This is a genomic window from Actinomadura sp. NPDC048394 (assembly GCF_040651755.1).
GTDB lineage: Bacteria > Actinomycetota > Actinomycetes > Streptosporangiales > Streptosporangiaceae > Spirillospora > Spirillospora montaniterrae.
On the sequence record NZ_JBEZJL010000025.1, the window covers coordinates 104,399 to 128,469 of the forward strand.

The 24,071-nt window shown below is 72.4% G+C and carries 25 protein-coding genes; 16 read left to right on the forward strand and 9 right to left on the reverse strand.

Going from position 1 to position 24,071, the window contains the following annotated elements:
* The 5 genes from AB0C78_RS20070 to AB0C78_RS20090 all read left to right on the forward strand — a co-directional run bounded on the left by AB0C78_RS20070 (nucleotide 1) and on the right by AB0C78_RS20090 (nucleotide 6,006).
* Nucleotides 1–618: an RDD family protein gene (locus AB0C78_RS20070; RefSeq protein WP_360749956.1), complete on the forward strand. Its 618-nt coding sequence runs from the start codon at nucleotides 1–3 to the stop codon at nucleotides 616–618.
* A gap of 961 nt (nucleotides 619–1,579) precedes the next feature.
* On the forward strand, nucleotides 1,580–1,903 hold the full coding sequence (locus AB0C78_RS20075; RefSeq protein WP_151543546.1) for an Lsr2 family protein: 324 nt from the start codon (nucleotides 1,580–1,582) through the stop codon (nucleotides 1,901–1,903).
* 352 nt (nucleotides 1,904–2,255) lie between these two features.
* Nucleotides 2,256–4,790 (forward strand): ATP-dependent Clp protease ATP-binding subunit, encoded by a 2,535-nt coding sequence (locus AB0C78_RS20080; protein ID WP_151543547.1) that lies wholly within the window; start codon nucleotides 2,256–2,258, stop codon nucleotides 4,788–4,790.
* Between the two features lie 116 nt (nucleotides 4,791–4,906).
* A complete protein-coding gene (locus tag AB0C78_RS20085; RefSeq protein ID WP_360749960.1) occupies nucleotides 4,907–5,308 on the forward strand; it encodes a VOC family protein in 402 nt (133 codons plus the stop codon).
* Between the two features lie 41 nt (nucleotides 5,309–5,349).
* The gene (locus tag AB0C78_RS20090; protein ID WP_360749963.1) at nucleotides 5,350–6,006 is read left to right on the forward strand and encodes a hypothetical protein; all 657 of its coding nucleotides are present in this window, start codon (nucleotides 5,350–5,352) and stop codon (nucleotides 6,004–6,006) included.
* A gap of 40 nt (nucleotides 6,007–6,046) precedes the next feature.
* Here AB0C78_RS20090 and AB0C78_RS20095 read toward each other — a convergent pair whose 3' ends face one another.
* Both AB0C78_RS20095 and AB0C78_RS20100 read right to left on the reverse strand, forming a co-directional pair.
* Nucleotides 6,047–6,979, reverse strand: coding sequence for a pyridoxamine 5'-phosphate oxidase family protein (locus AB0C78_RS20095; protein ID WP_360749966.1), 933 nt, complete (start codon nucleotides 6,977–6,979; stop codon nucleotides 6,047–6,049).
* Nucleotides 6,980–7,031: 52 nt separating this feature from the next.
* Nucleotides 7,032–7,649 (reverse strand): LysE family translocator, encoded by a 618-nt coding sequence (locus tag AB0C78_RS20100; RefSeq protein ID WP_360749969.1) that lies wholly within the window; start codon nucleotides 7,647–7,649, stop codon nucleotides 7,032–7,034.
* Nucleotides 7,650–7,760: 111 nt separating this feature from the next.
* On the opposite strand from AB0C78_RS20100, the gene AB0C78_RS20105 reads away from it, so the two are divergent.
* On the forward strand, nucleotides 7,761–8,213 hold the full coding sequence (locus tag AB0C78_RS20105) for an Lrp/AsnC family transcriptional regulator (protein ID WP_151543552.1): 453 nt from the start codon (nucleotides 7,761–7,763) through the stop codon (nucleotides 8,211–8,213).
* A 1-nt stretch (nucleotide 8,214) separates the two neighbouring features.
* On the opposite strand, the gene add is transcribed toward AB0C78_RS20105, so the two are convergent.
* Both add and AB0C78_RS20115 read right to left on the reverse strand, forming a co-directional pair.
* The gene (gene add / locus AB0C78_RS20110) at nucleotides 8,215–9,189 is read right to left on the reverse strand and encodes an adenosine deaminase (protein WP_360749972.1); all 975 of its coding nucleotides are present in this window, start codon (nucleotides 9,187–9,189) and stop codon (nucleotides 8,215–8,217) included.
* A 76-nt stretch (nucleotides 9,190–9,265) separates the two neighbouring features.
* A complete protein-coding gene (locus tag AB0C78_RS20115) occupies nucleotides 9,266–10,138 on the reverse strand; it encodes an A/G-specific adenine glycosylase (protein WP_360749975.1) in 873 nt (290 codons plus the stop codon).
* Nucleotides 10,139–10,207: 69 nt separating this feature from the next.
* Between AB0C78_RS20115 and AB0C78_RS20120 the strand changes: the two genes are divergently transcribed.
* A complete protein-coding gene (locus AB0C78_RS20120; protein ID WP_360749978.1) occupies nucleotides 10,208–10,831 on the forward strand; it encodes a hypothetical protein in 624 nt (207 codons plus the stop codon).
* A 12-nt stretch (nucleotides 10,832–10,843) separates the two neighbouring features.
* Here the strand turns inward: AB0C78_RS20120 and disA are convergent, their stop codons facing one another.
* The 4 genes from disA to AB0C78_RS20140 form a co-directional block, all read right to left on the reverse strand.
* Complete coding sequence (gene disA / locus AB0C78_RS20125) at nucleotides 10,844–11,926, reverse strand: DNA integrity scanning diadenylate cyclase DisA (RefSeq protein ID WP_151543555.1); 1,083 nt, start codon at nucleotides 11,924–11,926, stop codon at nucleotides 10,844–10,846.
* Between the two features lie 113 nt (nucleotides 11,927–12,039).
* Nucleotides 12,040–13,473: a DNA repair protein RadA gene (gene radA, locus AB0C78_RS20130; RefSeq protein ID WP_360749981.1), complete on the reverse strand. Its 1,434-nt coding sequence runs from the start codon at nucleotides 13,471–13,473 to the stop codon at nucleotides 12,040–12,042.
* A 47-nt stretch (nucleotides 13,474–13,520) separates the two neighbouring features.
* Nucleotides 13,521–14,579 carry an alpha/beta hydrolase gene (locus tag AB0C78_RS20135; RefSeq protein WP_360749984.1) on the reverse strand — a complete coding sequence of 353 codons (1,059 nt, stop codon included), beginning with the start codon at nucleotides 14,577–14,579 and terminating at the stop codon, nucleotides 13,521–13,523.
* A 159-nt stretch (nucleotides 14,580–14,738) separates the two neighbouring features.
* Nucleotides 14,739–15,437 carry a methyltransferase domain-containing protein gene (locus tag AB0C78_RS20140; protein ID WP_360749987.1) on the reverse strand — a complete coding sequence of 233 codons (699 nt, stop codon included), beginning with the start codon at nucleotides 15,435–15,437 and terminating at the stop codon, nucleotides 14,739–14,741.
* 156 nt (nucleotides 15,438–15,593) lie between these two features.
* Here AB0C78_RS20140 and AB0C78_RS20145 point away from each other — a divergent pair, with 156 nt between their 5' ends.
* From AB0C78_RS20145 to AB0C78_RS20185, 9 genes are all read left to right on the forward strand, one after another.
* On the forward strand, nucleotides 15,594–16,478 hold the full coding sequence (locus AB0C78_RS20145; protein WP_151543559.1) for a sugar phosphate isomerase/epimerase: 885 nt from the start codon (nucleotides 15,594–15,596) through the stop codon (nucleotides 16,476–16,478).
* On the forward strand, nucleotides 16,475–17,074 hold the full coding sequence (locus AB0C78_RS20150; protein WP_360749990.1) for a TetR family transcriptional regulator: 600 nt from the start codon (nucleotides 16,475–16,477) through the stop codon (nucleotides 17,072–17,074). Before AB0C78_RS20145 ends, AB0C78_RS20150 begins: the two co-directional genes overlap by 4 nt.
* An 81-nt stretch (nucleotides 17,075–17,155) precedes the next feature.
* Entirely contained in the window at nucleotides 17,156–17,896 is a 741-nt protein-coding gene (locus tag AB0C78_RS20155) for an ABC transporter ATP-binding protein (RefSeq protein ID WP_360749993.1), read from the forward strand.
* Nucleotides 17,893–18,627, forward strand: coding sequence for an ABC transporter permease (locus AB0C78_RS20160; RefSeq protein WP_360749996.1), 735 nt, complete (start codon nucleotides 17,893–17,895; stop codon nucleotides 18,625–18,627). Before AB0C78_RS20155 ends, AB0C78_RS20160 begins: the two co-directional genes overlap by 4 nt.
* Nucleotides 18,628–18,722: 95 nt before the next feature.
* The gene (locus tag AB0C78_RS20165) at nucleotides 18,723–20,063 is read left to right on the forward strand and encodes an LCP family protein (protein WP_360749999.1); all 1,341 of its coding nucleotides are present in this window, start codon (nucleotides 18,723–18,725) and stop codon (nucleotides 20,061–20,063) included.
* Nucleotides 20,064–20,181: 118 nt separating this feature from the next.
* Nucleotides 20,182–21,102, forward strand: a complete 921-nt coding sequence (locus tag AB0C78_RS20170) for a proline dehydrogenase family protein (protein WP_360750001.1) — start codon at nucleotides 20,182–20,184, stop codon at nucleotides 21,100–21,102.
* A 92-nt stretch (nucleotides 21,103–21,194) separates the two neighbouring features.
* Nucleotides 21,195–21,989, forward strand: a complete 795-nt coding sequence (gene proC, locus AB0C78_RS20175; RefSeq protein WP_360750004.1) for a pyrroline-5-carboxylate reductase — start codon at nucleotides 21,195–21,197, stop codon at nucleotides 21,987–21,989.
* A gap of 113 nt (nucleotides 21,990–22,102) precedes the next feature.
* Nucleotides 22,103–22,537 carry a hypothetical protein gene (locus tag AB0C78_RS20180; protein ID WP_360750007.1) on the forward strand — a complete coding sequence of 145 codons (435 nt, stop codon included), beginning with the start codon at nucleotides 22,103–22,105 and terminating at the stop codon, nucleotides 22,535–22,537.
* A gap of 140 nt (nucleotides 22,538–22,677) precedes the next feature.
* A complete protein-coding gene (locus tag AB0C78_RS20185) occupies nucleotides 22,678–22,851 on the forward strand; it encodes a hypothetical protein (protein ID WP_192809272.1) in 174 nt (57 codons plus the stop codon).
* A gap of 23 nt (nucleotides 22,852–22,874) precedes the next feature.
* Here the strand turns inward: AB0C78_RS20185 and AB0C78_RS20190 are convergent, their stop codons facing one another.
* Nucleotides 22,875–23,879, reverse strand: a complete 1,005-nt coding sequence (locus tag AB0C78_RS20190) for an alpha/beta hydrolase (RefSeq protein ID WP_360750010.1) — start codon at nucleotides 23,877–23,879, stop codon at nucleotides 22,875–22,877.
* Nucleotides 23,880–24,071 lie beyond the last annotated feature (192 nt).

Here is a 24,071-nt window from a genome sequence, read left to right on the forward strand (position 1 = left end):
ATGGCGACTCCGCGAACACCCGCGCAGGGGTCGGACGAACCGTCCGGGACCGATCACGGCATCCCGGACGGTGAGCCTCTGCCGCACGAGGACCCGGAGCCGGGCTCGGCGCTCGCGGAGCCCGGGCAGCGCCTCCTGGCGCGCATCGTCGACACCCTCATCGTCGGCCTGCCCGTCATCATCGTGGTGAAGGAATTCGTGTCCGGCCACCGGCTGGACGTCATCGCACCGCCGGCCGTAGCGGGCTGCATGCTCCTGTACGAGGCCGTCCAGCTCGCGCTGTGGGGGCAGACCCTCGGCAAGCGCTTCGCGGGGATCCAGGTCGTCCCGGACCCGTCCGGCCCTGAGGGCGCCGCCACGGACGCGGAGCGGGCCGGCGCCCCGGAAACCCCCGGTGGCGCGGCCGAGGGCCGGTACGGCCGCCCAAGCGTCCCGCGGGCCGTCCTGCGCGCCGCCGTGTACTCCGTGCCGATCGCGCTGCGGCCCGTCCACATTCTCGGTCTTCTGGCGAGCCTGTTCTGGGTGGCGAACGCCGGGTTCATATACGAGGGGACGCAGCGCCGGGCCGTCCATGACAGGCTCGCCGGCACCCTGGTCGTAAAACGCCGCACGTCCTGATTCACCGGTGTTTGCGGCGCTCTCGGAGATGTCGGCGCGGCGTCCCGGCGTGCCCGGTGACGCCGCGCCCCTGATCGCGTTGAGCGCCCGCGACGGGGGCCGCGCGGCTTTGCCGGGCCCGGGCCGCCGGGCTTTGCCGGAGATCCTCGCGCTGTTTCGGACACCCGGACTTCGGCGGGCCAATGCCAGCTCGTTCCGGACACGTTCAGGTTACGGGCGGGATTCCGGGAGGATGTGTCTCCTGCCGGAAGGCCCCTCCGGTTTGGGATGTGCTTCCGGGGCGCCGGGAGTCGGCGTTCATTGGGCCGCCGCACTTAGTCCGGATGGGACGCCGTCTCGCCGGGACCGGCGCACGCAGGCGGATTCTGCCGCTTATCCCCAGATTTCGGGATGGACTGGTACCGGCGGCGTTACGCTCCGCCATCCCGCGGCCAGTTCCCGCGCCCCGGACGGCAACAGATTTTCGTCCCGGCTTCCCGTCCCGTAATCCGTCGACATCCGCCGGTGGCGGGCCCGCGGGCCCGGTGGGACCGGTCCCGCGCCGGTCTCCGGTGCATTCCGGGCGCATGCCCTGGTTAGTGCCGTTACGGCAGGGCTAAAGGTCGGCAAGCGGTGCGGGTGTGCTCACCCTGTTAAGGTCCCGGTGGACACTTTTCCGCCCGAGGTCCCCCCGGTGGAATGCCCGAGTGCCCCGATACCTGGTCCAATGCGTCTTCGACGGCCCAGGTCAGCGCCGTGCGCCGTGACGCCGGTCACGCCGAAATCCACGCCCCGGACCGTCCGCCGGAATTGAACGGCGCGTCAACGGCCCGCCCCGGCGCCGCCCTCCGCGCACCGGTGGTCAAGCCGTTACCGGCCGCCAAGGGATGTTCATCGGCGACTTGAATTGTCATCGGCAGACTTCCCGGTATATCTTTGTCAACCGAATGCATAGTTTGCTCCAGCCGAAAGGTCTGTCCCCATGGCACAGAAGGTTCAGGTGCTTCTCGTCGACGACCTCGACGGTGGCGAGGCGGACGAGACCGTAGCGTTCTCGATCGACGGCGCCTCCTACGAGATCGACCTGAGTGGCGCCAACGCTAAGAAGCTGCGGGATTCTCTGCTGCCGTTCGTGGAGAAGTCGCGCAAGGCCGGCACGGTCAACAAGCGGCGCCGCCCGCGCGGCGCGTCCAGCCGCGAGCGCAGCGCCGAGATCCGCGCCTGGGCCAAGAACAATGGCATCAAGGTCAATGAGCGCGGCAGGATCCCGGCCACCGTGATCGAGCAGTACGAGGCGGCGAACTGATCCGCCAGCCCCGCCCCGGCGGCCCGTCTCCCTCCACGAGACGGGCCGTTCGCTTGTGGCGTAGCGCCCGCCCGGTTTCGCGTCCGCCGCGGTGAGGTACACCGGGACCTCGCCCCCATTCGGCGATCCTCGGACGCGACCCCGGACGACCTGCGGAAAGCCCCCGTTCGCTTGGGGCGTAGCGGGAACATGACGCACCGATGCGGTAGTTGGATGAGACTGAACAGCGCTTAGCTGGGGAACGTCTCCTGGTGGGAGTGCACCGGGCGGCCTCCTCGGGGCGGGCTAGCATGCGGAAGGACAGTTCCGGACGTTCCGGACTCTGCCCAACCGCTCTGTGAGGAGCGACGAGATGTTCGAGAGGTTCACCGACCGCGCGCGGCGGGTTGTCGTCCTGGCCCAAGAAGAGGCCAGGATGCTCAACCACAACTACATCGGCACCGAGCACATCCTCCTGGGTCTGATCCACGAGGGTGAGGGCGTCGCTGCCAAGGCCTTGGAGAGCCTGGGGATCAGCCTTGAGGCGGTCCGCCAGCAGGTCGAGGAGATCATCGGCCAGGGCCAGCAGGCGCCGTCGGGCCACATCCCGTTCACTCCGCGCGCCAAGAAGGTCCTCGAGCTGTCACTGCGCGAGGCGCTGCAGCTCGGCCACAACTACATCGGCACGGAGCACATCCTGCTCGGCCTGATCCGCGAGGGCGAGGGCGTCGCCGCCCAGGTGCTGGTCAAGCTCGGCGCCGACCTCAACCGGGTCCGCCAGCAGGTCATCCAGTTGCTGCACGGCTACCAGGGCAAGGAGCCGGCCGCCTCCGGCGGCCCGTCGGAGTCCGCGCCGTCCACCTCCCTCGTGCTCGACCAGTTCGGCCGCAACCTGACGCAGGCCGCGCGGGAGGGCAAGCTGGACCCGGTCATCGGCCGGGACAAGGAGATCGAGCGGGTCATGCAGGTGCTGTCCCGCCGCACCAAGAACAACCCGGTCCTCGTGGGCGAGCCCGGCGTCGGTAAAACGGCCGTCGTCGAGGGGCTCGCGCAGAAGATCGTCAAGGGCGAGGTCCCGGAGACGCTGAAGGACAAGCAGCTCTACACCCTCGACCTCGGCGCGCTGGTCGCCGGCTCCCGGTACCGCGGCGACTTCGAAGAGCGCCTGAAGAAGGTGCTCAAGGAGATCCGCACCCGCGGCGACATCATCCTGTTCATCGACGAGCTGCACACGCTCGTCGGCGCGGGCGCCGCCGAGGGCGCGATCGACGCCGCCAGCATCCTCAAGCCGATGCTGGCCCGCGGTGAGCTGCAGACCATCGGCGCCACCACGCTCGACGAGTACCGCAAGCACCTGGAGAAGGACGCCGCGCTGGAGCGCCGCTTCCAGCCGATCCAGGTCGCCGAGCCGTCGCTGTCGCACACGATCGAGATCCTCAAGGGCCTGCGGGACCGCTACGAGGCGCACCACCGCGTGTCGATCACCGACAGCGCGCTGGTCGCGGCCGCGCAGCTCGCCGACCGCTACATCAGCGACCGGTTCCTGCCGGACAAGGCGATCGACCTCATCGACGAGGCCGGTTCGCGGATGCGCATCCGCCGGATGACCGCGCCGCCGGACCTGCGCGAGTACGACGAGAAGATCGCCGACGTGCGGCGCGAGAAGGAGTCCGCGATCGACGCGCAGGACTTCGAGAAGGCCGCCGCGCTGCGCGACTCCGAGAAGCAGCTGCTCGGCCAGAAGGCGCAGCGGGAGAAGGAGTGGAAGGCCGGCGACATGGACGTCGTCGCCGAGGTCACCGACGAGCTGATCGCCGAGGTCCTCGCCACCGCCACCGGCATCCCGGTCTTCAAGCTGACCGAGGAGGAGTCCACCCGGCTGCTGCGCATGGAGGACGAGCTCCACAAGCGCGTCATCGGCCAGGAGGACGCCATCAAGGCGCTCTCGCAGTCGATCCGCCGCACCCGCGCCGGCCTGAAGGACCCGAAGCGTCCCGGCGGCTCGTTCATCTTCGCCGGCCCGTCCGGCGTCGGTAAGACGGAGCTGTCGAAGACCCTCGCGGAGTTCCTGTTCGGCGACGAGGACGCGCTGATCCAGCTCGACATGTCCGAGTTCATGGAGAAGCACACGGTCTCGCGGCTGTTCGGCTCCCCGCCCGGCTACGTCGGGTACGAGGAGGGCGGCCAGCTGACGGAGAAGGTGCGCCGCAAGCCGTTCTCGGTCGTCCTGTTCGACGAGATCGAGAAGGCCCACCAGGACATCTTCAACTCGCTGCTGCAGATCCTGGAGGACGGCCGCCTCACCGACGCGCAGGGCCGTGTCGTGGACTTCAAGAACACCGTCATCATCATGACGACGAACCTGGGGTCCAAGGACATCTCCAAGGGCGTCTCGATGGGCTTCGCCCGCCAGAACGACGAGCAGGGCTCGTACGAGCGGATGAAGGCGAAGGTGTCGGAGGAGCTGAAGCAGCACTTCCGTCCGGAGTTCCTCAACCGCGTCGACGACACGGTGGTCTTCCACCAGCTCACCCCGAAGGAGATCATCCAGATCGTCGACCTGATGATCGCCCGGGTGGACGAGCGGCTGAAGGACCGCGACATGGGCATCGAGCTGCGCCAGGAGGCCAAGGACCTGCTGGCGATCCGGGGCTACGACCCGGTGCTCGGCGCCCGGCCGCTGCGCCGCACGATCCAGCGGGAGATCGAGGACAACCTGTCCGAGAAGATCCTGTACAACGAGCTCAAGCCGGGCCAGATCGTGATCGTCGGCACCGAGGGCTTCAACCCGGAGGACAAGGACACGGCGGAGAACGCCAAGTTCACCTTCCGGGGCGTGCCGAAGCCGTCCGCCACGGTCCCCGACGCCCCGCCCATCGAGGGCGCGGTCAACTTCAACAAGGACTGATCACCTCAGCCCTCGGCAGGGCCCGTACCGGTTCCGTCCGGTGCGGGCCCTTCCGCATGTTCGGGGACCGGCGGGGAGGATCCGTCCGAAGGACTCTCCCGATCCCTGGAGCCGACGTGAGCCACCCGCCGCGCCTGACCCTGTCCGCACCGGTCCTCGACGCCCCCGACCCGTACGCGCTCGCCGCGTTCTACCAGCGGCTTCTGGGGTGGACGGTGGTCCAGAAGGACGCGGGCTGGGTGAAGCTGCGCCCGCCGGGAGGCGGGACGGGCCTGTCCTTCCAGGCCGAGCCCCTCCATGCCCGGCCGGTCTGGCCCGCGGTCGCCGGCGAGCAGCAGATCCAGGCGCATCTGGACATCGAGGTCGACGACCTGGAGGCGGCGTCTCGGCACGCCGAGGAGGCGGGAGCCGTCCTCGCGGAGGTCCAGCCCGACGAGGACGTCCGGGTCTTCCGCGACCCGGTCGGCCATCCGTTCTGCCTGTTCCTCCGCGAGCCGGAGTCGCCGACCGAGCTCTGAGCGGACCCCGGGATGTCGGAGGCGGCTCCTAGTATTCGAACATGCGATCGAATGCGGTGGGTTCGGCGGCGGAGTACGGGCGTTCTCGCGGCCGCTCGCCGGACGCGGCGTTCCTGCGCGACGTGCGCGCGCCGGCCCCGCCGCAGCTGCCGATCTTCAGATCCCGGCTGCAGGGGGAGCTGCTCGGGCGGCTGCTGCTCGGGCCCCGGCGCGAGGCGTCGATGCTCGACCTCGCGGTGATGCTCCGCAGCGATCTCGGGACGGTGATGCGCGAGGTGGAGCGGCTGTCGCGGGCCGGCGTCCTCGCCCTGCGGCGCACGCTCGCGGGGCGGCTGGTGTCCCGCGACGAGCGCAGCCCGCTGTACGAGCCGCTCGCCCGCCTGGTGATGCTGACGTTCGGCCCCGCCGCCGTGGTCGCCGAGGAGTTCGGGCGGCTGCCCGCGGTCCGCGAGGCGCACCTGTTCGGCCCCTGGGCGGCCCGCTATGCCGGTGTGCCGGGCGAGCAGCCCGTCGACGTCGAAGTCCTCCTGATCGGTGACCTCGGGCGCGAGACGGCCTTCGACGCGGCCCAGGAGGCCGCCGCACGGCTCGGCCTCCCTGTCCACCCGGTCGTCCGCACGGCCGCCCAGTGGGCGGACGACGCCGACCCGTTCCTCCGCGAGATCCGCGCAGGGCACGTGCATACCGTCGTCAGCTGACACACCGTCGTCCGCTGAACGGCCGTTCGGGGCCGCCGGGTCACTGCGGGATGTCGTGGCCCGCGCTGCGAGCGCGGCGGAGGGCGACGCGCATGGCCACCCCTATGCCGAGCCGGTAGAGGAGCTTGGACGGCGGCGTCCGGTAGGCGAGCTCGGTGTGCGGCGCGTAGCGGACCTGCGGGCCGCTCTCCAACCAGCCCGTGTGGACGCGCTGATGCTGCCCCTGCACGAACTTGCTGAAGGAGTGGGCGGTCAGGCCCGCGCGGCGTCCGCCGTCGGGCAGGACTCCGAGCGGGACGTGCAGCAGTATCCCGCCGGCGTCCTGGCCGCTGAAGCCGACGGGGACCACCATGGGGAAGCCGTCGGTGCCGGCCCAGCCGAGCAGGGCGTCGGGAAGGCTTTCCAGTCGGGCGGCCGCCTTGACGTGGTCGATGCGCGGACCGGTGCCGAGGCCCGGTGCCTTCTGCGGCGGCGGCGGGCCAGGCAGCGGGGGGCCGAAGACCTTCGGGCTCCCCTTGCAGGAGAGGTCCGGCCACACGATCAGCCGCTCGACCGCGATGTCGATGACCACGCGGGTGTAGTAGGGGCGCAGCCAGGGACCCCAGAAGGGGCCGGTGGCGCGCGGGCCGTCGAAACGCTCCCAGTCCGCGCCCAGGGACGCGGGATAGTCGTCGCGCGGGGCCGAGAGCGACGCGGTGCCCTGGACCAGCACGTACTCGGGGCGGTCGCTGTAGCCGTGCAGCCGGGTGTGGAAGGCCAGCGCCACGCGGGGATCGCGCCTGATCCGCTCCAGCTTCTTCCAGCCCCCGACCGAGCTGTTCACGGTGACGGTGCCGGCGCCGCGGTCCCGCGCACCGAAGTTCGTCACCGGGGTGAGCACGACGCCGCGGGCGGAGGTGACCGTGGCGAGCATGACGGCCTGGTCGCCTCCGATGATCTCGTCGACGCTCTCGGGCCAGTGTGCGGAGCTCATCGGTCGCCTCCTCGGTTCGGCGACCCACACTCTAACAGACATAGCTGTTTATTTAGAAGAAGAGGCGGTCGATGAGCAGCCAGGCGCCGATGCCCGCCATCGCGGCCCCGGACAGCCGGCTGATCGTGCGGGCGGCCGCCGGGCGGCCCTGCAGCGCGGTGCGCGCGACCGTGCCGATGACGAGGTAGAAGAGCGCGCAGGTGGCCATGTAGGTCGCGCCGAGGACGCCGATCTGGCCCGCGATCGGCAGGTGGCCGTCCGGGTCCGTGAACTGGGGCAGCAGCGCGACGAAGATGAGCAGGCCCTTCGGGTTGAGGCCGCTGGCGCCGATGCCGCGCAGGAAGATCCCCCACCCGGTGCCCTCGGGCCGGGAGCCTTGCGCGTCCGGTGCGGACGGGCGGGCGAGGGTCGTGGCGCCGTGCCACATGAGGTAGGCCCCGCCGACGGTCGTGAGGGCGGTGAGGAGGCTCGGGGAGCCGGCGACGAGGGCCCCGATGCCGGCCGCGACGACGACCGTGACGGCGGCGTACCCGGTGACCAGCCCGCTCACCGCGGGAAGGACGGAGCGCCCGCGCAGCCCGGCGCTGATCATGAACGCCCAGTCCGACCCGGGGACGGCGATGAGAAGGAACGCGATGGACCAGAAGGCGAGGACGGAGCCGGTGGCCATGGCGGGACATCCCCTCGGATGGCGGCTGTTGAGGGGAGAATATGGTTGATCTGCCGAAATGTGCTGCTAAGTTTCACCGCAACGCGCCGCCACCGTGGAAGGATCTCCTCCATGGACGCCATCGACCGGAAGATCATTGCGGTGCTCCAGGAGGACGGCCGCGCGACGATCACCGACGTGGCGGCGCGGGTCGGGCTGAGCGTGTCGCCCTGCCACCGCCGGCTGCGGGAACTGGAGCGCAGCGGGACCATCCGCGGCTACCGCGCGGTCGTGGACGCCGCCGCCCTGGGCCTGACGTTCCAGGCGCTGGTGTTCGTCACCATGCGGCAGGAGGACCGGGACACCCTGCTCGGCTTCGAGGCGGCGGTCGAACGGGTCCCCGAGGTGGTGCAGGCCCAGCGGCTGTTCGGCGACCCCGACTACCTGCTCCGCATCGTCACCGCCGACCTGACCGCCTACCAGGAGCTGGAGGACGACGTGCTCTCCGCGCTGCCCGGCGTCCAGCGCCTGAACTCGACCCTCGTGATGAAGCACATCGTCAACGACCGTCCGCTGCCCACCTGAGTCAGGCGGTGGCCAGCCAGCTCTCGATCTCGCGGTGCAGGCGCGCCTTCGTGGACGCCGGGGCGAAGGACGCGTCGACGCCGGCGCCCGCCAAGGCGGCGAGCGTCGCGTCGTCGTAGCCGAACGCGTCGCGGACGCGGCCGTACTCCGTCGCGAGCGGCGTGCCGATCAGCGCGGGGATGTCGGTGTTGACCGTGACGATCAGCCCCGCCTCGCGCAGGCGCGGGAGGGGATGGCCGGCGAGGGACGGCGCGAAGCCCAGCGCGACGTTGGACGACGGGCAGACCTCCAGCGGGATCCTCCGCTCGCGGACCTCGGCGACCAGGTCCGGGTCGTCCAGGACGCGGATGCCGTGGCCGAGGCGCTCGGTGCGGCCGGGGCCGATCGCCTGCCGGATGCTCGCCGCGCCCTCGCCCTCGCCCGCGTGGTGGACGACGTGCAGCCCGGCGTCCCGGGCCGCCGCGAAGACCTCGGTGAACGGGTCGCCCGGGTAGGACTCGTCGCCCGCCAGGCCGACGGCGACGACGCCGTCATGGCGGCGGGCCAGGTCCAGCGTCCGCCACGCCCGGTCGAGGGAGCGGCGGCGCGAGTGGTCGAGCAGCAGGCCCACCTCGACCCCGAACGCCTCGCGCCCGGCGTCCAGGCCCTCGCTGACGGCGGTCAGCGGCATGTCGAGGTCGCCGAGCCGTTCACCGTGCGCGGCCGCGGTGAAGGACACCTCGGCAAAGCGGGTGCCCTGCGCCGCCTCGTCCTCGCAGAACTCGTAGGCGATCCGCCGGAAGTCGCCGGGCCGCTGCAGGCAGGTGCGGATGAGCTCGTTCTGCGCGAAGAAGGCGGCGAACCCCCCGAAGGTCCCGCCGTTGCCGGGCACCTCGACCCCGTTCGCTCCGCCGATATCGCGAAGCGTGTCCCACCGGACGGTGCTTTCCAGATGAACGTGCAAATGGGCTTTCGGCAGCCTCAGCAGATCACGCACCCGCCGTACGCTACGTCCCCGCCGAGGCGCCTGACGAGCGATTATTCGCCCGTCGTCGGGGATGGCGGGAGCGGGGTCAGGTGGGGAGGGTGTAGCGGCCGTCGTCCAGGGGGTCTACCAGGCCGTCGGCTATGAGGGCGTCCAGGGCGCGTTCGCGCTGCGGGGCGTCGGACCAGACGACGTCGAGGGCGGGCTTCTCGACGGGGCCGTCGGCGTCGCGGAGGACGGCGAGGAGGCGGCCGCGGCACTGCCGGTCGGTGCCCGCGTAGGTCTGGCCCTTGCGGGGCGGGCCGTCGTAGGCGGGACGGCCGTTCAGGTGCCAGGTGCACTGGGCGAGGACGGGGCAGTCGACGCAGCGGGGCGTGCGGGCCGTGCAGACGAGGGCGCCGAGCTCCATGACGGCGACGGCCCAGCGGGCGGCGGTCGGCGGGTCGAGGGGCAGCAGGCCCTCGGCGAGCCTCACCTCCGCCTTGGTCTGCACTTTCGGCGGGTACTCCTCGCCGGACACGAGCCGGGCCAGGACGCGGCGGACGTTGGTGTCGAGGACGGCGTGCCGCTGCCGGAACGCGAAGCTGGCGACGGCCGCGGCGGTGTAGGAGCCGATGCCGGGCAGGGCGAGCAGGTCGGCGTGCGACGAGGGGACCTCACCGCCGTGCCGCTCGGTGATCGCGCGGGCGCTCTCGTGCAGGCGCAGCGCGCGGCGCGGGTAGCCGAGCCGGCCCCAGGCGCGGACGGCCTCGCCGGACGGTTCGGCGGCGAGCGCGGCGGGGGTGGGCCACCGGTCCATCCAGGCCTGCCAGACCGGCAGGACGCGGGCGACCGGGGTCTGCTGGAGCATGATCTCGCTGACGAGGACGCCCCAGGGCGTGGCGCCGGGCGCGCGCCACGGGAGGTCCCGGGCGTTCGCGGCGTACCAGTCGAGAATCGGGTCGGTATAGGTGGAGTTCATGGCGGACCGCCATTGTGGCACGCGGCGGGTCGGACCCTCGTGGCGATTCCGCGAATGCATACTGACCGTATGGATACGGGTACCGAGCGTCAATTATCGCTGGACCGGTATTGGCGGCGCCGCGTCGCGGTGCTGGCCGGAATGGCCGGTGCGGTGGGGGCCCTGGTGTGGGCGTGCGGGGGCGGGAGCAGCGGAGGCGGCGAGAAGGAGCCCGTCCGGAACGCCGGGGCGATCGACTCGGGCGTGCCCGCGGCGCCGCCGACCGCGGTGCCGACGGTGACGATCACCACGACCGTCACGCCGGAGCCCGCGGAGGGCGGCGGACCCTGCAAGCCGCGCGACCTGGTGTTCACCCTGACGGCGTCGAAGTCGTACGCGGCGCGGCAGAGCCCGCGGTTCGGCATCACCGTCGTGAACACGAACCCCGCATCGTGCAGGTTCGACACCGGTGCGCTCTATGTCGTCGTCACGTCCGGGAAGGACCGGATCTGGTCGTCAGGGGAGTGCCGTAAGGGCGCGTCCGGAAAGCGGACGCTGCGGCGCGGCGTCCCCTCCACCGCCGTCGTGACCTGGGACCGCCACCGCGGCTGCGGCGGCCCGCCCGCACGTCCCGGAACCTACGTCGCGGCACTCAAGGGCGGCAAGGCGGGCAAGGACGGCAAGGCGGGCAAGCGGATCTTCCACCTGCGCTGAGGCCCGCGAAGGTCACACGTAGCGTTCGAGGATCGACGACTCGGCGAGCCGCGACAGCCCCTCGCGGACGCTGCGGGCCCGGGACTCGCCGACCCCGCCGACCGCCTGCAGGTCGTCGATGCTCGCGGCGAGGAGCTTCTGCAGCCCGCCGAAATGCTCGACGAGCCGCTCGACGACCATGCTCGGCAGCCGCGGCACCTTCGCCAGCAGCCGGAACCCCTTCGGGCTGACCGGCAGGTCGAGGGCGTCGGGCCCGGCGAACCCCATCACCTCCGCGACCGTGGACAGGTCGAGCAGCTCGTTGGCCGACAGCGTGTCCAGCGCGGACAGGATCGCGTTGACGCCGCGGGCGCGGGTGTCGTCCGACGGGTAGTCGCGGACGATCAGCTCCCGGTCCACGTCGACGCCGGAGACCAGCTCGTCCAGCTGCAGGGACAGCAGCCGGCCGTCGGTGCCGAGCTCGACGACGTAGCCCTCGATCTCGTCGGCGATGCGGCGGACCATCTCGAGCCGCTGCACGACCGCGCTGACGTCGCGGACGGTGACGAGGTCCTCGATCTCCAGCGCGGACAGCGTGCCGGACACCTCGTCGAGCCGCAGCTTGTAGCGCTCGAGCGTCGCGAGGGCCTGGTTGGCCTTCGACAGGATCGCGGCGGAGTCCTCCAGGACGTAGCGGATGCCGTCCAGGTACAGCGCGATGATCCGCATCGACTGGCTCACCGAGATGACCGGATGGGGCGTCTGGCGGGCGACGCGCTCGGCGGTGCGGTGCCGGGTGCCCGACTCCTCGGTGGGGATGGTGGAGTCCGGCACGAGGTGGACGGCGGCCCGCACGATGCGGTGGTGGTCGTTGTCCAGCACGATCGCGCCGTCCATCTTGGCCAGCTCGCGCAGCCGGGTCGCGGAGAACTCGACGTCGAGTTCGAAGCCGCCCGAGCACAGGTCCTCGACGGCCTGGTCGTAGCCGAGCACGATCAGGCCGCCGGTGTGCCCTCGCAGGATCCGCTCCAGGCCGTCGCGTATCTGCGTGCCCGGGGCCACCGCGGCGAGCGTGGCGCGGCGTCGTTCGTCATGAGCCTTGTCGTGTTCTGGCACCTGGCCCCCGGAGGTCGCTGGACGGCGTCAGTTTACCGAGGAGGGCGGTGACCCGGTTCCTCCCCTGGTCGCATCCGTCTGACGCGTGCCGTAATACTCTCGCGCTACCCGCGTCATGGCGCGGTAAAGGCGACCTGGAGGGCCTGCTGCAGGCTGTCGACCTCCATCACCTTCATGCCCTCGTAGCTCGTGAGCTGCGGGTCTGCGCGCTTGAGCGGCGACCCGTCGGCGAGTTCCAGGGACCCGCGCGGGACGACGGCGTGCTTGAACCCGAGCCGGGCGGCCTCGGCGAGCCGCCGCTGCACGCCCGGCACGACCCGGACCTCCCCGGCGAGGCCGACCTCGCCGAGCGCGATCAGGCTGCTCGACAGCGCCTGCTCGACGGTGGACCCGGCGACGGCGAGGCCGAGCGCGAGGTCGACGGAGGTCTCGGCGAGCCGGACGCCGCCGACGGTCGAGACGTACACGTCCTGCTCGTGCATGGAGATCTTGCAGCGCTGGGCGAGGACGGCCAGCACCATCGCGACGCGGGAGGTGTCGAGGCCGGACGTGGCGCGCCGCGGCGCGGGCAGGTGCGACTTGGCGACGAGCGCCTGCACCTCCGCGACGAGCGGCCGGCGGCCCTCCAGCGTGACGGTGACGCAGGTGCCGGGGACGGGCTCCTCGCGGCGGGTGAGGAACAGCCCGCTCGGGTCGGGCAGCCCGACGATCCCGACCTCCGACAGGTCGAAGCAGCCGAGCTCGTCGGTCGGGCCGTAGCGGTTCTTCACGGCGCGGATCATCCGGAGCCGGGAGTGCCGGTCGCCCTCGAAGTACAGGACGACGTCGACGAGGTGCTCCAGCAGCCGGGGGCCCGCGATCGCGCCCTCCTTGGTGACGTGGCCGACCAGCACGACGGTGATGCCGCGCTCCTTGGCGACCCTGATCAGGTTGGCCGCGACCTCGCGGATCTGCGTGACGCCGCCGGGCGCGCCGTCGACCTCGGACGTCCCGATGGTCTGGATGGAGTCGACGACCAGCAGGGCGGGCTCGACGGCGTCGACGTGGCCGAGGACGGCGGACAGCTCCGTCTCGGCGGCGAGGTACAGCTCGTCGGTGATGGCGCCGACGCGGTCGGCGCGCAGCCGGACCTGCTCGGCCGACTCCTCGCCGGTGACGTACAGGACGCGCTTGGCGGGCGCGTTGCGGGGGATCTCCGGCGGCGTGGACGCCAGCGCCGCGACCTCCAGCAGCAGCGTCGACTTGCCGATGCCGGGCTCGCCCGCGAGCAGCAGCACGGCGCCGGGCACGATGCCGCCGCCGAGCACGCGGTCGAGCTCGTCCAGCCCGGTGGGCCTGGTCTGCGCGTTCTGGACGTCGACCTGCCCGATCGGCCGGGCGGGGGTGCTGACGGGCCCGGCGGTCACCACCCGCGCGGGGGTGGCGGAGGCCGCCTCGGTGACCGTGCCCCAGGTCTGGCACTCGCCGCAGCGCCCCACCCACTTCGAGGTCTGCCAGCCGCATTCCGAGCAGCGGTAGGCAGCCTTCGCCGTCTTCGCCTTCGCCATGGCCCGAGACTCTAGAGGCCGCCGCCGACAGAATCCGCCCGGCGGAACTACGCGGTCGCGGTCTTTCTCGCGCGCTCGATGAGGTCGCCGAGGTGGTCGGAGACGACGCTGGGGCGTTCCAGCATGGCCATGTGGCCGGCGGTGGGGACGACCTCCAGCCGCGCGGACGGCACGCAGCCGGCGATCTTGAGGCTGTGCTCGACGGGGGTGAGCATGTCGTTCTCGGCGCCGATGACCAGGGTGTCGGCGGCGGCGAGCGCGGCGCAGTCGCTGATCACCTCGGTGGTCACCATCGAGTGGAAGAAGTCGATGAGCGCGTCCATCCGGGTCTCGGTCATCATCTGCTCGGCGAACGCGACGGCGGCGGGGCTGGCGTCGGGGCCGTAGGCGACCAGGTCGAGGATCAGCGTGGAGCCGTCCCGGCCGAGGTGGCGGACCTTCTCGATGCCGGCGGAGCCGGCGCCGAGGGCGCGCAGGGCGCGCGGCAGGACGCGCTGGGTGGTGCGCGCGACGAGGGCCGGCATGCCGAGGGTGACCTCGCCGAGGCCGCCGGACGAGGTGCACAGCAGCCCCGTCGCGACGATCTTGTCGCCGACGAGGCCGGCGTGCGCGTCCGCGTACCGCATCGTGGTCATGCCGCCCATGGAGTGGCCGACGAGGACGACGGGCGTGTCCGCGGGGACGGTCGCGTCGATGACGGCGGCGAGGTCGCCCGCGAGGCGGTCGAGGCTGTAGCCGTCGCGGTCGCCGCCGTCGGAGCGGCCGTGGCCGCGCTGGTCCCAGAAGACGAGCCGGCCGAGGCCGCGCAGCGCCTTGCGCTGGAAGTGCCAGGAGTCCTGGGTGAGGGTCCAGCCGTGCGAGAACACGACGGCGAGGTCGGTGCGGTCCTCGCCGTCGACCTCGGCGTACAGTCGGGTGCCGTCGTCGGCGCGGACGGGGACGGGCCGGCCGCGCAGCGAGCCGAAGGGCTCGCCGGCGTACGGGTCGGGCCGCAGCTGGAGGCGGCGGACGGCGCGGCGCTGCAGGGCCAGTCCTGCTCCGGCGCCGGCTCCGGCGAGCGCGGCGGCGGCGATCACATTGCGGCTCGTCCTGGCGGCACGGCCCATGGCCGGTTCCTCCGTTCCTTCGGGGCGGACGCCGGCCGGGGGTCGGGGGCGGCGTCGCGGGCGCCTGGCGGCGCCGGGGTGGTACGGCGCCAATTGTTGTACGCGGGGTCCAAGAGTGGCCACAGCGGGACGCCGACTGTGACGGACTCGTCAGTAACCTCAGGCGCAACGCCACCACAGATTGACGGCGTAGTCCACTTCCAGGCCGGGATGCTCGCGCAGGAACTCGTCCGCCAGGCCGGCCGGGAACTCGATCCGCAGCACCGCCGCGAAGTCCTCCCGGCTCTCGAACGACCACCGGATCGTCAGCGGCTCGCGGGTGAAGCCGCGCCGCGTCCAGAACCGCTCGACGGCCTCCGGGTCGTACTTCGGCAGCCCCCGCCGGAACCAGCGGCCGAACGTGGACCGCGTCGCGTCGTTGTCGATGACGAAGACCGCGCCGCCGCGCCGGACGACCCGGTCCAGCTCGGCGAGGCCCGGCTCGCAGCCCGGCCCGAAGAAGTACGCCCACCGGACGTGCACCACGTCCACCGACGCGTCCGGCAGCGGCAGCGCCTGCGCCGCGCCGACCCGCACGGTGACGTTCGGAAGATCGCGGACGCGGCGCGCCGCCGCCCCCGCGAGGCCCGCGTGCGGCTCGACCCCGATCACCCGGTCCGCCTCCGCGGCGAAATGGGGCAGGTGGAAGCCGGTGCCGCAGCCGAGGTCCAGCACGGTCGCGCCCGCCCACGGCCGGATCGCGCGCATCGCCGCGTCCAGCACCCCGTCCGGGTCGACCGCGCGGTTCTCCAGCTCGTAGACCTGCGGGGAGTTCCAGATGTTCGGGCTCGGCACGGCGCCCGGCGCGATCTCGGCCACGGGACCAGAGCGTAGCCGCGCCCCGCCCGGCCCCTGCGGGGGCGGCGCGGATCACTCGGGGCGAGGGTTTCATCACCGGCGCGGGCGCATAGGCTTTCCTTTACGAACACTGCCTCTCACGGACCCAGCCGAGCGATCATTCCTGGCGAGGAAGCCTTGACCCCGCAGCACAACGGCGCCTACTCACCGGCCCTGCGCGTGCCGGACGCACCGATCACGCTGTCCACCGCGTCGGTCTATCCCGAGAAGGTGCCGAGCGCCTTCGAGATCGCCGCGCTGCTCGGCTACGACGGCATCGAGGTCATGGTGTCCACGGACGCGTCCTCGCAGGACCTGAACGTCCTGCGCCGCCTGTCCGACTACCACCAGGTCCCGATCAAGTCGATCCACGCGCCCTGCCTGCTGCTCACCCAGCGGGTCTGGGGCCGCGAGCCGTGGGGCAAGCTGGTCCGCTCCAAGGAGGTCGCCGAGGAGCTCGGCGCCGACGTCGTGGTCGTCCACCCGCCCTTCCGCTGGCAGCGCGACTACGCCAAGGAGTTCGTCGAGGGCCTCGCCCGCATGCAGGACGAGACGGACGTGCTGTTCGCGGTCGAGAACATGTTCCCGCTCAAGGCGCGCGGCGCCGAGGCCGGCATGTACCTGCCCGACTGGAACCCCGTCGACCAAGACTACCCGCACGTCACGCTGGACCTGTCGCACACCGCCGTGTCCGGCTCCGACGCCCTCGGCATGGCCGCGGGCCTCGGCGACCGGCTCCGCCACATCCACCTCGCCGACGGCGTCGGGATCACCAACAAGGACGAGCACCTCGTCCCGGGCCGCGGCAACCAGCCGTGCGGGCCGATGCTGGAGACCCTCGCCGAGTCGGGGTTCCGCGGGCACATCGTCCTGGAGGTCAACACGCGCCGCGCGTCCAGCCGCGCCGAGCGCATGGAGGACCTGGCCGAGGCGCTCGCGTTCGCGCGGCTGCACCTGGCCGCCGCCGACCACACCTGGCAGGTCACCTCGGGCGGGGAGGTCACCCGCCGGGGCGCCCGGTGACGGACGGCGCGGGCGCCGGGCGGACCGCGTCCGCGCGGGGCCGCCGCCCGGGGCCGACCGAGACGCGCGAGGCGATCCTCGCCGAGGCGCGCGAGATGTTCGCCGACAAGGGCTACGACGGGACGTCGCTGCGGGCGATCGCCCGCGCCGCCGGGGTCGACCCGGCGCTCGTCCACCACTTCTTCGGGACGAAGGAGGGCGTGTTCGTCGAGGCCATGCGGTTCCCGGTGGACCCGTCGGTCGTGCTGCCGCACCTGCTGTCGCAGCCGCACGAGCGGCTCGGCGAGACGATCGTCCGGACGTTCCTGCAGGTCTGGGACGACCCGGACCGGCGCGCGCCCATCCTGGCGATGCTGCGCTCGGCGATGACCAACGAGCGGGCGGCGGCGATGATGCGCGAGTTCGTGACGTCCGCGCTGCTCGTCCGGGCGGAGGCGGCCGGCGCCGTCTCGCGGCTGAGCATCCAGGCGGCCGTCGGGCAGATGATCGGCGTGATGATCCTGCGGTACGTGCTGCTGGTCGAGCCCATGGCGTCGGCGAGCGAGGACGAGCTGGTCGAGCTCGTCGCGCCGACCCTCCAGCGCTACCTGGACTGACGGACGCCGGACCCGGTCCGCGGCGCGAACGGTCCTTCCCGGCCTCTTGACCGGGCCCCTGCGCGGACTTAAATTCATCACATGATGAGTTCCAGTCCCGCCGTCCAGGCGCGGGACCTGCGGGTGGTGCGCGGCGGGCGCGAGGTCCTGCACGGGCTGAGCTTCGACGTCCCGCGCGGCCGCATCGTCGGGCTCCTCGGCCCGAGCGGCTGCGGCAAGACCACCGTGATGCGGGCGCTTGTCGGCGTCCAGATCGTCCGGAGCGGGCGGGTGACGGTCCTCGGCGAGGACGCCGGGGCGCCCGGCCTGCGCGACCGCGTCGGCTACGCGACCCAGGCCCCCGCCGTCTACGGGGACCTGACCGTCGCCGAGAACCTCCGCTACTTCGCCGCCGTGCTCGGCGCGCCGCGCGGCGACGTCGACCGCGTCATCGAGGAGGTCGGCCTCGCCGGCAGCCGCGACCAGCCGGTCGGCACGCTGTCCGGCGGGCAGCACAGCCGCGCCAACCTCGCCGTCGCCCTCCTCGGCGCCCCCGAGCTGCTCGTCCTCGACGAGCCCACCGTCGGCCTCGACCCCGTCCTGCGGCAGGAGCTGTGGGCGCTGTTCCGCGCGCTCGCCGACCGGGGCGTCACGCTGATCGTGTCCAGCCACGTCATGGACGAGGCGGGCCGCACCGACCGGCTGCTGCTGATGCGCGAGGGCGGCATCCTCGCCGACGGCTCCCCGGCCGAGCTGCGCGAGCGCACCGGCACCGCCGACCTGGAGGAGGCGTTCCTCCGCCTGATCGCCGAGACCGGCGAGACCGCGGGGAGCCCCGCATGAACACCGCGATCACCCTCGCCACCAGCCGGCGGATCCTCGCCCAGCTCCGGCACGACCGCCGCACCGTCGCGCTGCTGATCGTCGTGCCGAGCCTGCTGATGATCCTGCTGCGGTACGTGTACCAGGAGCCGGCGATGTTCAACCGGCTCGGCCCGATGCTGCTCGGCCTGTTCCCGTTCGTCGTCATGTTCGTCGTGACGAGCGTCGCCACGCTCCGCGAACGCACCGGCGGCACCCTCGAACGGCTGATGAGCATGCCGCTCGGCAAGCTCGACCTGCTGGTCGGCTACGCGCTCGCGTTCGGCCTCGCCGCGCTGGTGCAGGTCGGCGTCGTGCTGCTGATCTCGCTGACCTGGCTCGGCCTGGACCTCACCGGCTCGCTCGGCTCGCTGGTCCTCGTCGCGGTGCTGGACGCGCTGCTCGGCATGGCCCTCGGGCTGTTCGCCAGCGCGTTCGCCCGCACCGAGTTCCAGGCCGTCCAGTTCATGCCGGCGCTCGTCCTGCCGCAGGCGCTGCTGTGCGGGCTGATCATCCCGCGCGACCAGATGGCGGGCTGGCTGGAGGCGATCTCGCGGGTGCTGCCGCTGACCTACGCGGTGCAGGGCATGCAGGAGATCAGCACGCGGCCCCGCTTCACCGGCACCCTCGCGACCGACGTCGCGGTGATCGCCGCGTTCACCGTCGTCGCGCTCCTGCTCGGCGCCGCCACCCTGCGGAGACGGACGCCGTAGCCGGAAGGTTGACGCGGGGACCGGGACCGGACTCGATCGGACGGACGGGTGAAACGTGCCTGAACCGCACTGATCGGGCTGGTAGCTTCTGCGCCATGACCCCCCGAGACCTCCCCGGCCCGCCGCTGCCGCAGCGGCCCGACGGGGCCCTGCCGCAGCACGCGGGACGCCATGCGTCCGGAGCCCCCGACGCCCCGGCGGGCCCGGGCGCCCCGGCAGGTCCGGGCGCACCGTCCGGCGGCGGCGCGACCGGCGCGCACGCCGCGCCGCCCGGAGGCCCCGGCGCGACCGGCGGTCCCGGTGGTCCCGGTGGCCCGTCCGGGCCCGGCGACGGCGGGACGGGCGGCGCCGGCGGCGAGGACTCCGGCAGCGCGGCGTTCTGGGGCGACGGCCCCGGCGGCGACGGCGACGGCGGCGGGCGCCCGCGCAAGAAGCGCTGGCCGCGCGTCCTGATCGCGATCGGCGTGTTCTTCGTGCTGGTCGTCGCGGGGATCGGCGGGCTGATCTGGCAGCGCGAGTCGTCCTACAACGGCAACATCCACCGGATCCAGGGCGTCATGCCGAGCGGCAAGCGGCCCGGCCCGAACATCGCGGGCACCGAGAACTGGCTGCTCGTCGGCTCCGACTCGCGCGCCGACGTCGGCACCACCGGGGACGGCGGCGGCAAGCTCTGGAAGCCGGGCCAGCAGCGCACCGACACGATCATGCTGATGCACCTGCCGGCGGACCGGAAGAAGGCGTACATCATCTCCTTCCCCCGGGACTCCTACGTGCAGATCCCCGGCTACGGCAAGCAGAAGATCAACGCGGCGTTCTCGTTCGGCGGCCCGACGCTGCTGATCGAGACGCTGGAGAACCTCACCGGCATCCGGATCGACCACTACGGCGCGATCGACTTCGAGGGCTTCAAGTCGATGACGGACGCGCTCGGCGGCGTCACCGTCGACATCAAGCAGAGCGTGTACGACCCGGCCCGCAAGAAGCAGTGGAACGCGGGCCGGCAGAAGCTGAACGGCGAGGAGGCGCTGCTGTTCGTCCGGCAGCGCTACAACCTGCCGAACGGCGACTTCGACCGGATCAAGCGGCAGCAGGCGTTCCTCGGCGCGCTCGCCAAGCAGGCCGCGGACGGCGGCACGATCACCAACCCGCTGAAGCTCGACCGGTTCCTGTCGGCGTTCACCAAGTCGATCAGCGTCGACTCGACCGAGTCGGCGGGGGACCTGCGCTCGCTCGCGCTGAGCCTGCGGCACCTGCGCGTCGGTGACGTGACGTTCCTTACGGCGCCGTACAAGGGCACCGGGATGCGCAACAAGCAGAGCGTGGTCTTCCTCGACCCGGCCAAGGCGAACGCGCTGTTCGACGCGGTGAAGACGGCGGGGATGCCGCAGTACGTCCAGAAGTACGGCGGCGGTCACGGCATCGGCACGGTGTCCTGAGCGGACGCGCGCGAACGGGGCGTCGTGATCGCGGCGCCCGTCCGGGCATAACCTGGACGGTAGGGGACGGCGGCTGTGAAGGAGCGGGCCGTCCCGCCGGACAAGGGGTTGTTCACCAGTGCTTCGTCAGGCGTTGCTGTTCGCGTCGCGCAGTGGCGGCGCACGCCGGATCATGGAGACCGCGCCGTTCACCGGCGACGTCGTCCGGCGGTTCGTCGCCGGGGAGACGGTCGAGGACGCGGCGCGCGTCACCGGGGACCTGACCGCCGAGGGCCTGCTCGTCACGCTGGACGTGCTCGGCGAGGGCACCGAGGACGGCGGCCGCGTCGAGGCGAACGCCGACCACTACGTCGCCCTGCTCGAACGGCTCGGGGAGTCCGGGCTGGGGGCGCGCGCCGAGGTGTCGGTGAAGCTGTCGGCGATCGGGCTCTCCCTGGGCGAGGAGACCGCGCTGGAGAACGCGCGCCGCATCTGCGGCGCGGCACGGTCCGCCAGCACGACCGTCACGCTCGACATGGAGGAGCACACCGCGGTCGACGCGACGCTGCGGATCGTCCACGAGCTGCGCCGCGACTTCCCGGACGTGGGCGCGGTCATCCAGGCGTACCTGCGGCGCGCGGAGGAGCACTGCGCGGAGCTGGCGTACGAGGGGTCCCGCGTGAGGCTGTGCAAGGGCGCCTACGCGGCGCCCGAGGCGGTGGCCTTCACCGACAAGGAAGAGATCGACAAGTCGTACGTCCGCTGTATGAAGGTCCTGATGGCGGGCAAGGGCTACCCCATGCTCGCCACCCACGACCCGCGCCTCATCGACATCGGCGGCGCGCTGGCGGTGCTGAACGAGCGCGACGCCGACACGTTCGAGTACCAGATGCTCTACGGGATCCGTTCCGCCGAGCAGCGCCGGCTCGCGGGGAAGGGCGCGCAGGTCCGCGTGTACGTCGCCTACGGCCCGGACTGGTACGAGTACTTCATGCGGCGGCTCGCGGAGAGGCCGGCCAACCTCAAGCTGTTCGCGCGCTCCCTCGTCGGCCGCGCCTGACCGTCCCGCTCCGCCCCCCGCCTCCGCGACTGGGCCCGAGCGGCCACCGCTAGGCTTGTGCGGTCACTGGATCCCCACGTCAAGGTATGCCGATGATCGCGATTCTGGGTGCCGGGAAGATGGGCGAGGCGCTGCTGTCCGGGGTGCTCCGGGCCGGCCGCCGCCCGTCCGAGCTCGTGGCGACCGCGCGCCGCGAGGAGCGCGCGGCGCTGCTGCGCGAGCGCTACGGCATCGAGACGGTGTCCAACGCCGACGCCGCCGCGAAGGCGGGGACGCTGGTCCTCGCGGTGAAGCCGCAGGACATGGGCGCGCTGCTGGAGGAGGTCCGGCCGCACGTCGGCGGCGACCGGCTGGTGATCTCGATGGCCGCGGGCATCCCCACGGCGTTCATCGAGGAGCGGCTCCCGGCGGGCGTGCCGGTGGTCCGCGTCATGTCGAACACGCCCGTCCACGTGGACGAGGCGATGAGCGTGATCTCGGCCGGGTCGCACGCGGGCGAGGAGCACCTGCGGCTCGCCGAGGAGCTGCTGTCGCCGGTCGGGAAGGTGCTGCGCATCCCCGAGTCGCTGCAGGACGGCGCGACGGCGCTGTCCGGCAGCGGGCCCGCGTACTTCTACTACCTGGTCGAGGCGATGGTCGACGCCGGGATCCTGCTCGGCATGCCGCGCGCCGCCGCGCTGGAGATGGTGATCCAGTCCGCCGTCGGCGCCGCGGTGATGCTGCGCGACTCCGGCGAGCACCCGGTGCTGCTGCGCGAGGCCGTGACGTCCCCGGGCGGGACGACGATCTCGGCGATCCGGGAGCTGGAGCGGCACGGCGTCCGCGCCGCCGTGCTGGAGGCGATCGAGGCGGCGCGCAACCGCGGCCGGGAGCTCGCCGGCGGCTGATCCGGGGCCGTCTCGCCCCGCCCCCGCGCCGGGGCGCCCCGTACCGCCGGAAAAAGTTCAATTCCGAATGATCCGGTTGAGCCGGGCAGGGGTGCGGGGCCGTGTAAGGGAGTATGGGACTCATACTCCGACTGCTGGTCGCCGCGGGACTCGCCGCGGACGCCGTCGTGCACTGGAGGTTCGCTCCCCAGATGGCGTTCGTCCAGGGCGGCTCCATCCACGGCGACGTGCTCTTCCGCATCCAGGCCGGGGTCGCCGCCGTCGTCGCGGTGATCATTCTCACCTACGCGGCCCGCTGGTCGTACGCGCTGGCGTTCCTCGTCGCGGGGAGCGCGGTCGGCGCGCTCCTGCTCTACTACTACGTCGACGTGGGCGCGCTCGGCCCGCTGCCGGACATGCACGAGCCCGTCTGGTACACCGACAAGACGATCAGCCTGGTCGGGGAGGGGATCGCGACGGTCGCGGCGGCGATCGGGTTCCTCACCGTCGGCCGCCGGGGGCGGGACGACGACCTGTCCTTCGAGCGCGAGCACGCCCGCAACTTCTGACTCCGGGGGCCCCGGAACCGGGCGACGCGGGGTGACCGGCGAATTCCCTAGCGTGGCTAATGATCTTGATTTCCGGGTGAAACCGGTATATCCGTGGCTACCATCCCCGTTGATCTTGGAATCATCGGGGGAGGCGCGGGATGGTCGACCGGAGGAAGCGGGACGCGGGCGTGCCCCGCGCGGCGTCCCCGCTCGAGCGGACGCTGCTGCACCGCACGCTGATCAGGCTCGGCGTGCCGCGGTTCATGGCGGACCACGCGGCCGCGCTCCTGGCCGCGAACCGACGTCCCGTCCGCAAGGACGGCGACCGGTAGGACGGCGACCGGTAGGCAGCGGTCTACGCCGCGACCTCCGGCTGCTCCGGCTCCGCCGGCGCCGGCGCGGTGACGGACGCGACGAAGCGGGCGACGTCGCGCATCGCGGCGCTCGCCTCCGGAAGCACCCGGTTCAGCATCTGGAAGACGTGCATCTGCCCCTTCCAGACCTGGAGCTCGCAGTCGGCGCCCGCGGCGGTCAGCGCGTCCGCGAGCGCCTCCGCCTCGGGACGCAGCACCTCCGCGCCGCCGACCTGGATCAGCACCGGCGGCGTGTCCGTCCACGCGCAGGTGAGCAGGGCCAGCCGCGGGTCGTCGAATCCGGCCGGCCCCACCACGAGGCGGGCGACCCGCCGCGCCGCGTAGGCGCTGATGTAGGGGTCGCGGGCGCGCTGCTGCTCGCGGGTGGACAACTCGCAGGTCAGGTCGACCCAGGGGGAGAACAGGACGATCCCGGCGGGGGACGGCAGCCCCGTCCGGCAGATCTCGCCCGCGAGGGTGGCGGCGAGATGCCCGCCCGCCGAGTCGCCCGCGACGACGATCCCGGACGCGGGGACGCCGCGGTCGAGCAGCCAGCGGTAGGCGGCGACGGCGTCCTCCAGCGCGGCGGGGAACGGGTGCTCGGGCGCGAGCCGGTAGCGGGGCACGAGGACGGGCAGCCCGGTGTCGAGCGCGAGCCGCGACGTGATGGGGCGGTGGGTGCGCGGTGAGCAGACGACGTAGCCGCCGCCGTGCAGGTAGAGGATCGCGCCCGGGACGGGCCCCTGGGACGTATCCAGCGCCTCGGGCGCGTCGCGGGCGACGACCCACTCGCCCTTGACCGGCCGGCCGCCGCGGCTCTCGACGCGCGGGTCGTCCAGCGGGACCACCCGGACGCGGGAGCCGGCGCGCAGCAGCAGGGACGCGGCGTCGACGGCGGAGCGGGCCGTGCGGATGCTCGGGGCGTGCCCGGGGACCCGGTGCATGAACGGGTGGACGCCCAGGCGCAGCGCGCCGGAGATCGCGCGGCTGCGGACGCTCGGGTCCATGGGCACCTCGCTTGCTGTTTCCGTTGTGTTATGTTCATGCCCATTTATGGCGTGTAATCAACATCACGGGTTGATCGCGAGCCATGCCGGGACCGGTGGGGTCTGTGATCCTGGCCACGGGGCCGCCGCGATACCGTGAGGTCATGAGCGTCGCGCCGCCGTCCCCGCCCTCCCCGGCCACGGGCTGCGGGC

Bases quoted from the DNA above. Each gene is read 5' to 3' on its own strand.
- AB0C78_RS20070 (WP_360749956.1), top strand. From the start codon at position 1: ATGGCGACTCCGCGAACACCCGCGCAGGGGTCGGACGAACCGTCCGGG.
- AB0C78_RS20075 (WP_151543546.1), top strand. From the start codon at position 1,580: ATGGCACAGAAGGTTCAGGTGCTTCTCGTCGACGACCTCGACGGTGGC.
- AB0C78_RS20080 (WP_151543547.1), top strand. From the start codon at position 2,256: ATGTTCGAGAGGTTCACCGACCGCGCGCGGCGGGTTGTCGTCCTGGCC.
- AB0C78_RS20090 (WP_360749963.1), top strand. From the start codon at position 5,350: ATGCGATCGAATGCGGTGGGTTCGGCGGCGGAGTACGGGCGTTCTCGC.
- AB0C78_RS20095 (WP_360749966.1), bottom strand. From the start codon at position 6,979: ATGAGCTCCGCACACTGGCCCGAGAGCGTCGACGAGATCATCGGAGGC.
- AB0C78_RS20100 (WP_360749969.1), bottom strand. From the start codon at position 7,649: ATGGCCACCGGCTCCGTCCTCGCCTTCTGGTCCATCGCGTTCCTTCTC.
- AB0C78_RS20105 (WP_151543552.1), top strand. From the start codon at position 7,761: ATGGACGCCATCGACCGGAAGATCATTGCGGTGCTCCAGGAGGACGGC.
- AB0C78_RS20115 (WP_360749975.1), bottom strand. From the start codon at position 10,138: ATGAACTCCACCTATACCGACCCGATTCTCGACTGGTACGCCGCGAAC.
- AB0C78_RS20120 (WP_360749978.1), top strand. From the start codon at position 10,208: ATGGATACGGGTACCGAGCGTCAATTATCGCTGGACCGGTATTGGCGG.
- radA (WP_360749981.1), bottom strand. From the start codon at position 13,473: ATGGCGAAGGCGAAGACGGCGAAGGCTGCCTACCGCTGCTCGGAATGC.
- AB0C78_RS20135 (WP_360749984.1), bottom strand. From the start codon at position 14,579: ATGGGCCGTGCCGCCAGGACGAGCCGCAATGTGATCGCCGCCGCCGCG.
- AB0C78_RS20155 (WP_360749993.1), top strand. From the start codon at position 17,156: ATGATGAGTTCCAGTCCCGCCGTCCAGGCGCGGGACCTGCGGGTGGTG.
- AB0C78_RS20160 (WP_360749996.1), top strand. From the start codon at position 17,893: ATGAACACCGCGATCACCCTCGCCACCAGCCGGCGGATCCTCGCCCAG.
- AB0C78_RS20165 (WP_360749999.1), top strand. From the start codon at position 18,723: ATGACCCCCCGAGACCTCCCCGGCCCGCCGCTGCCGCAGCGGCCCGAC.
- proC (WP_360750004.1), top strand. From the start codon at position 21,195: ATGATCGCGATTCTGGGTGCCGGGAAGATGGGCGAGGCGCTGCTGTCC.
- AB0C78_RS20180 (WP_360750007.1), top strand. From the start codon at position 22,103: ATGGGACTCATACTCCGACTGCTGGTCGCCGCGGGACTCGCCGCGGAC.
- AB0C78_RS20185 (WP_192809272.1), top strand. From the start codon at position 22,678: ATGGTCGACCGGAGGAAGCGGGACGCGGGCGTGCCCCGCGCGGCGTCC.
- AB0C78_RS20190 (WP_360750010.1), bottom strand. From the start codon at position 23,879: ATGGACCCGAGCGTCCGCAGCCGCGCGATCTCCGGCGCGCTGCGCCTG.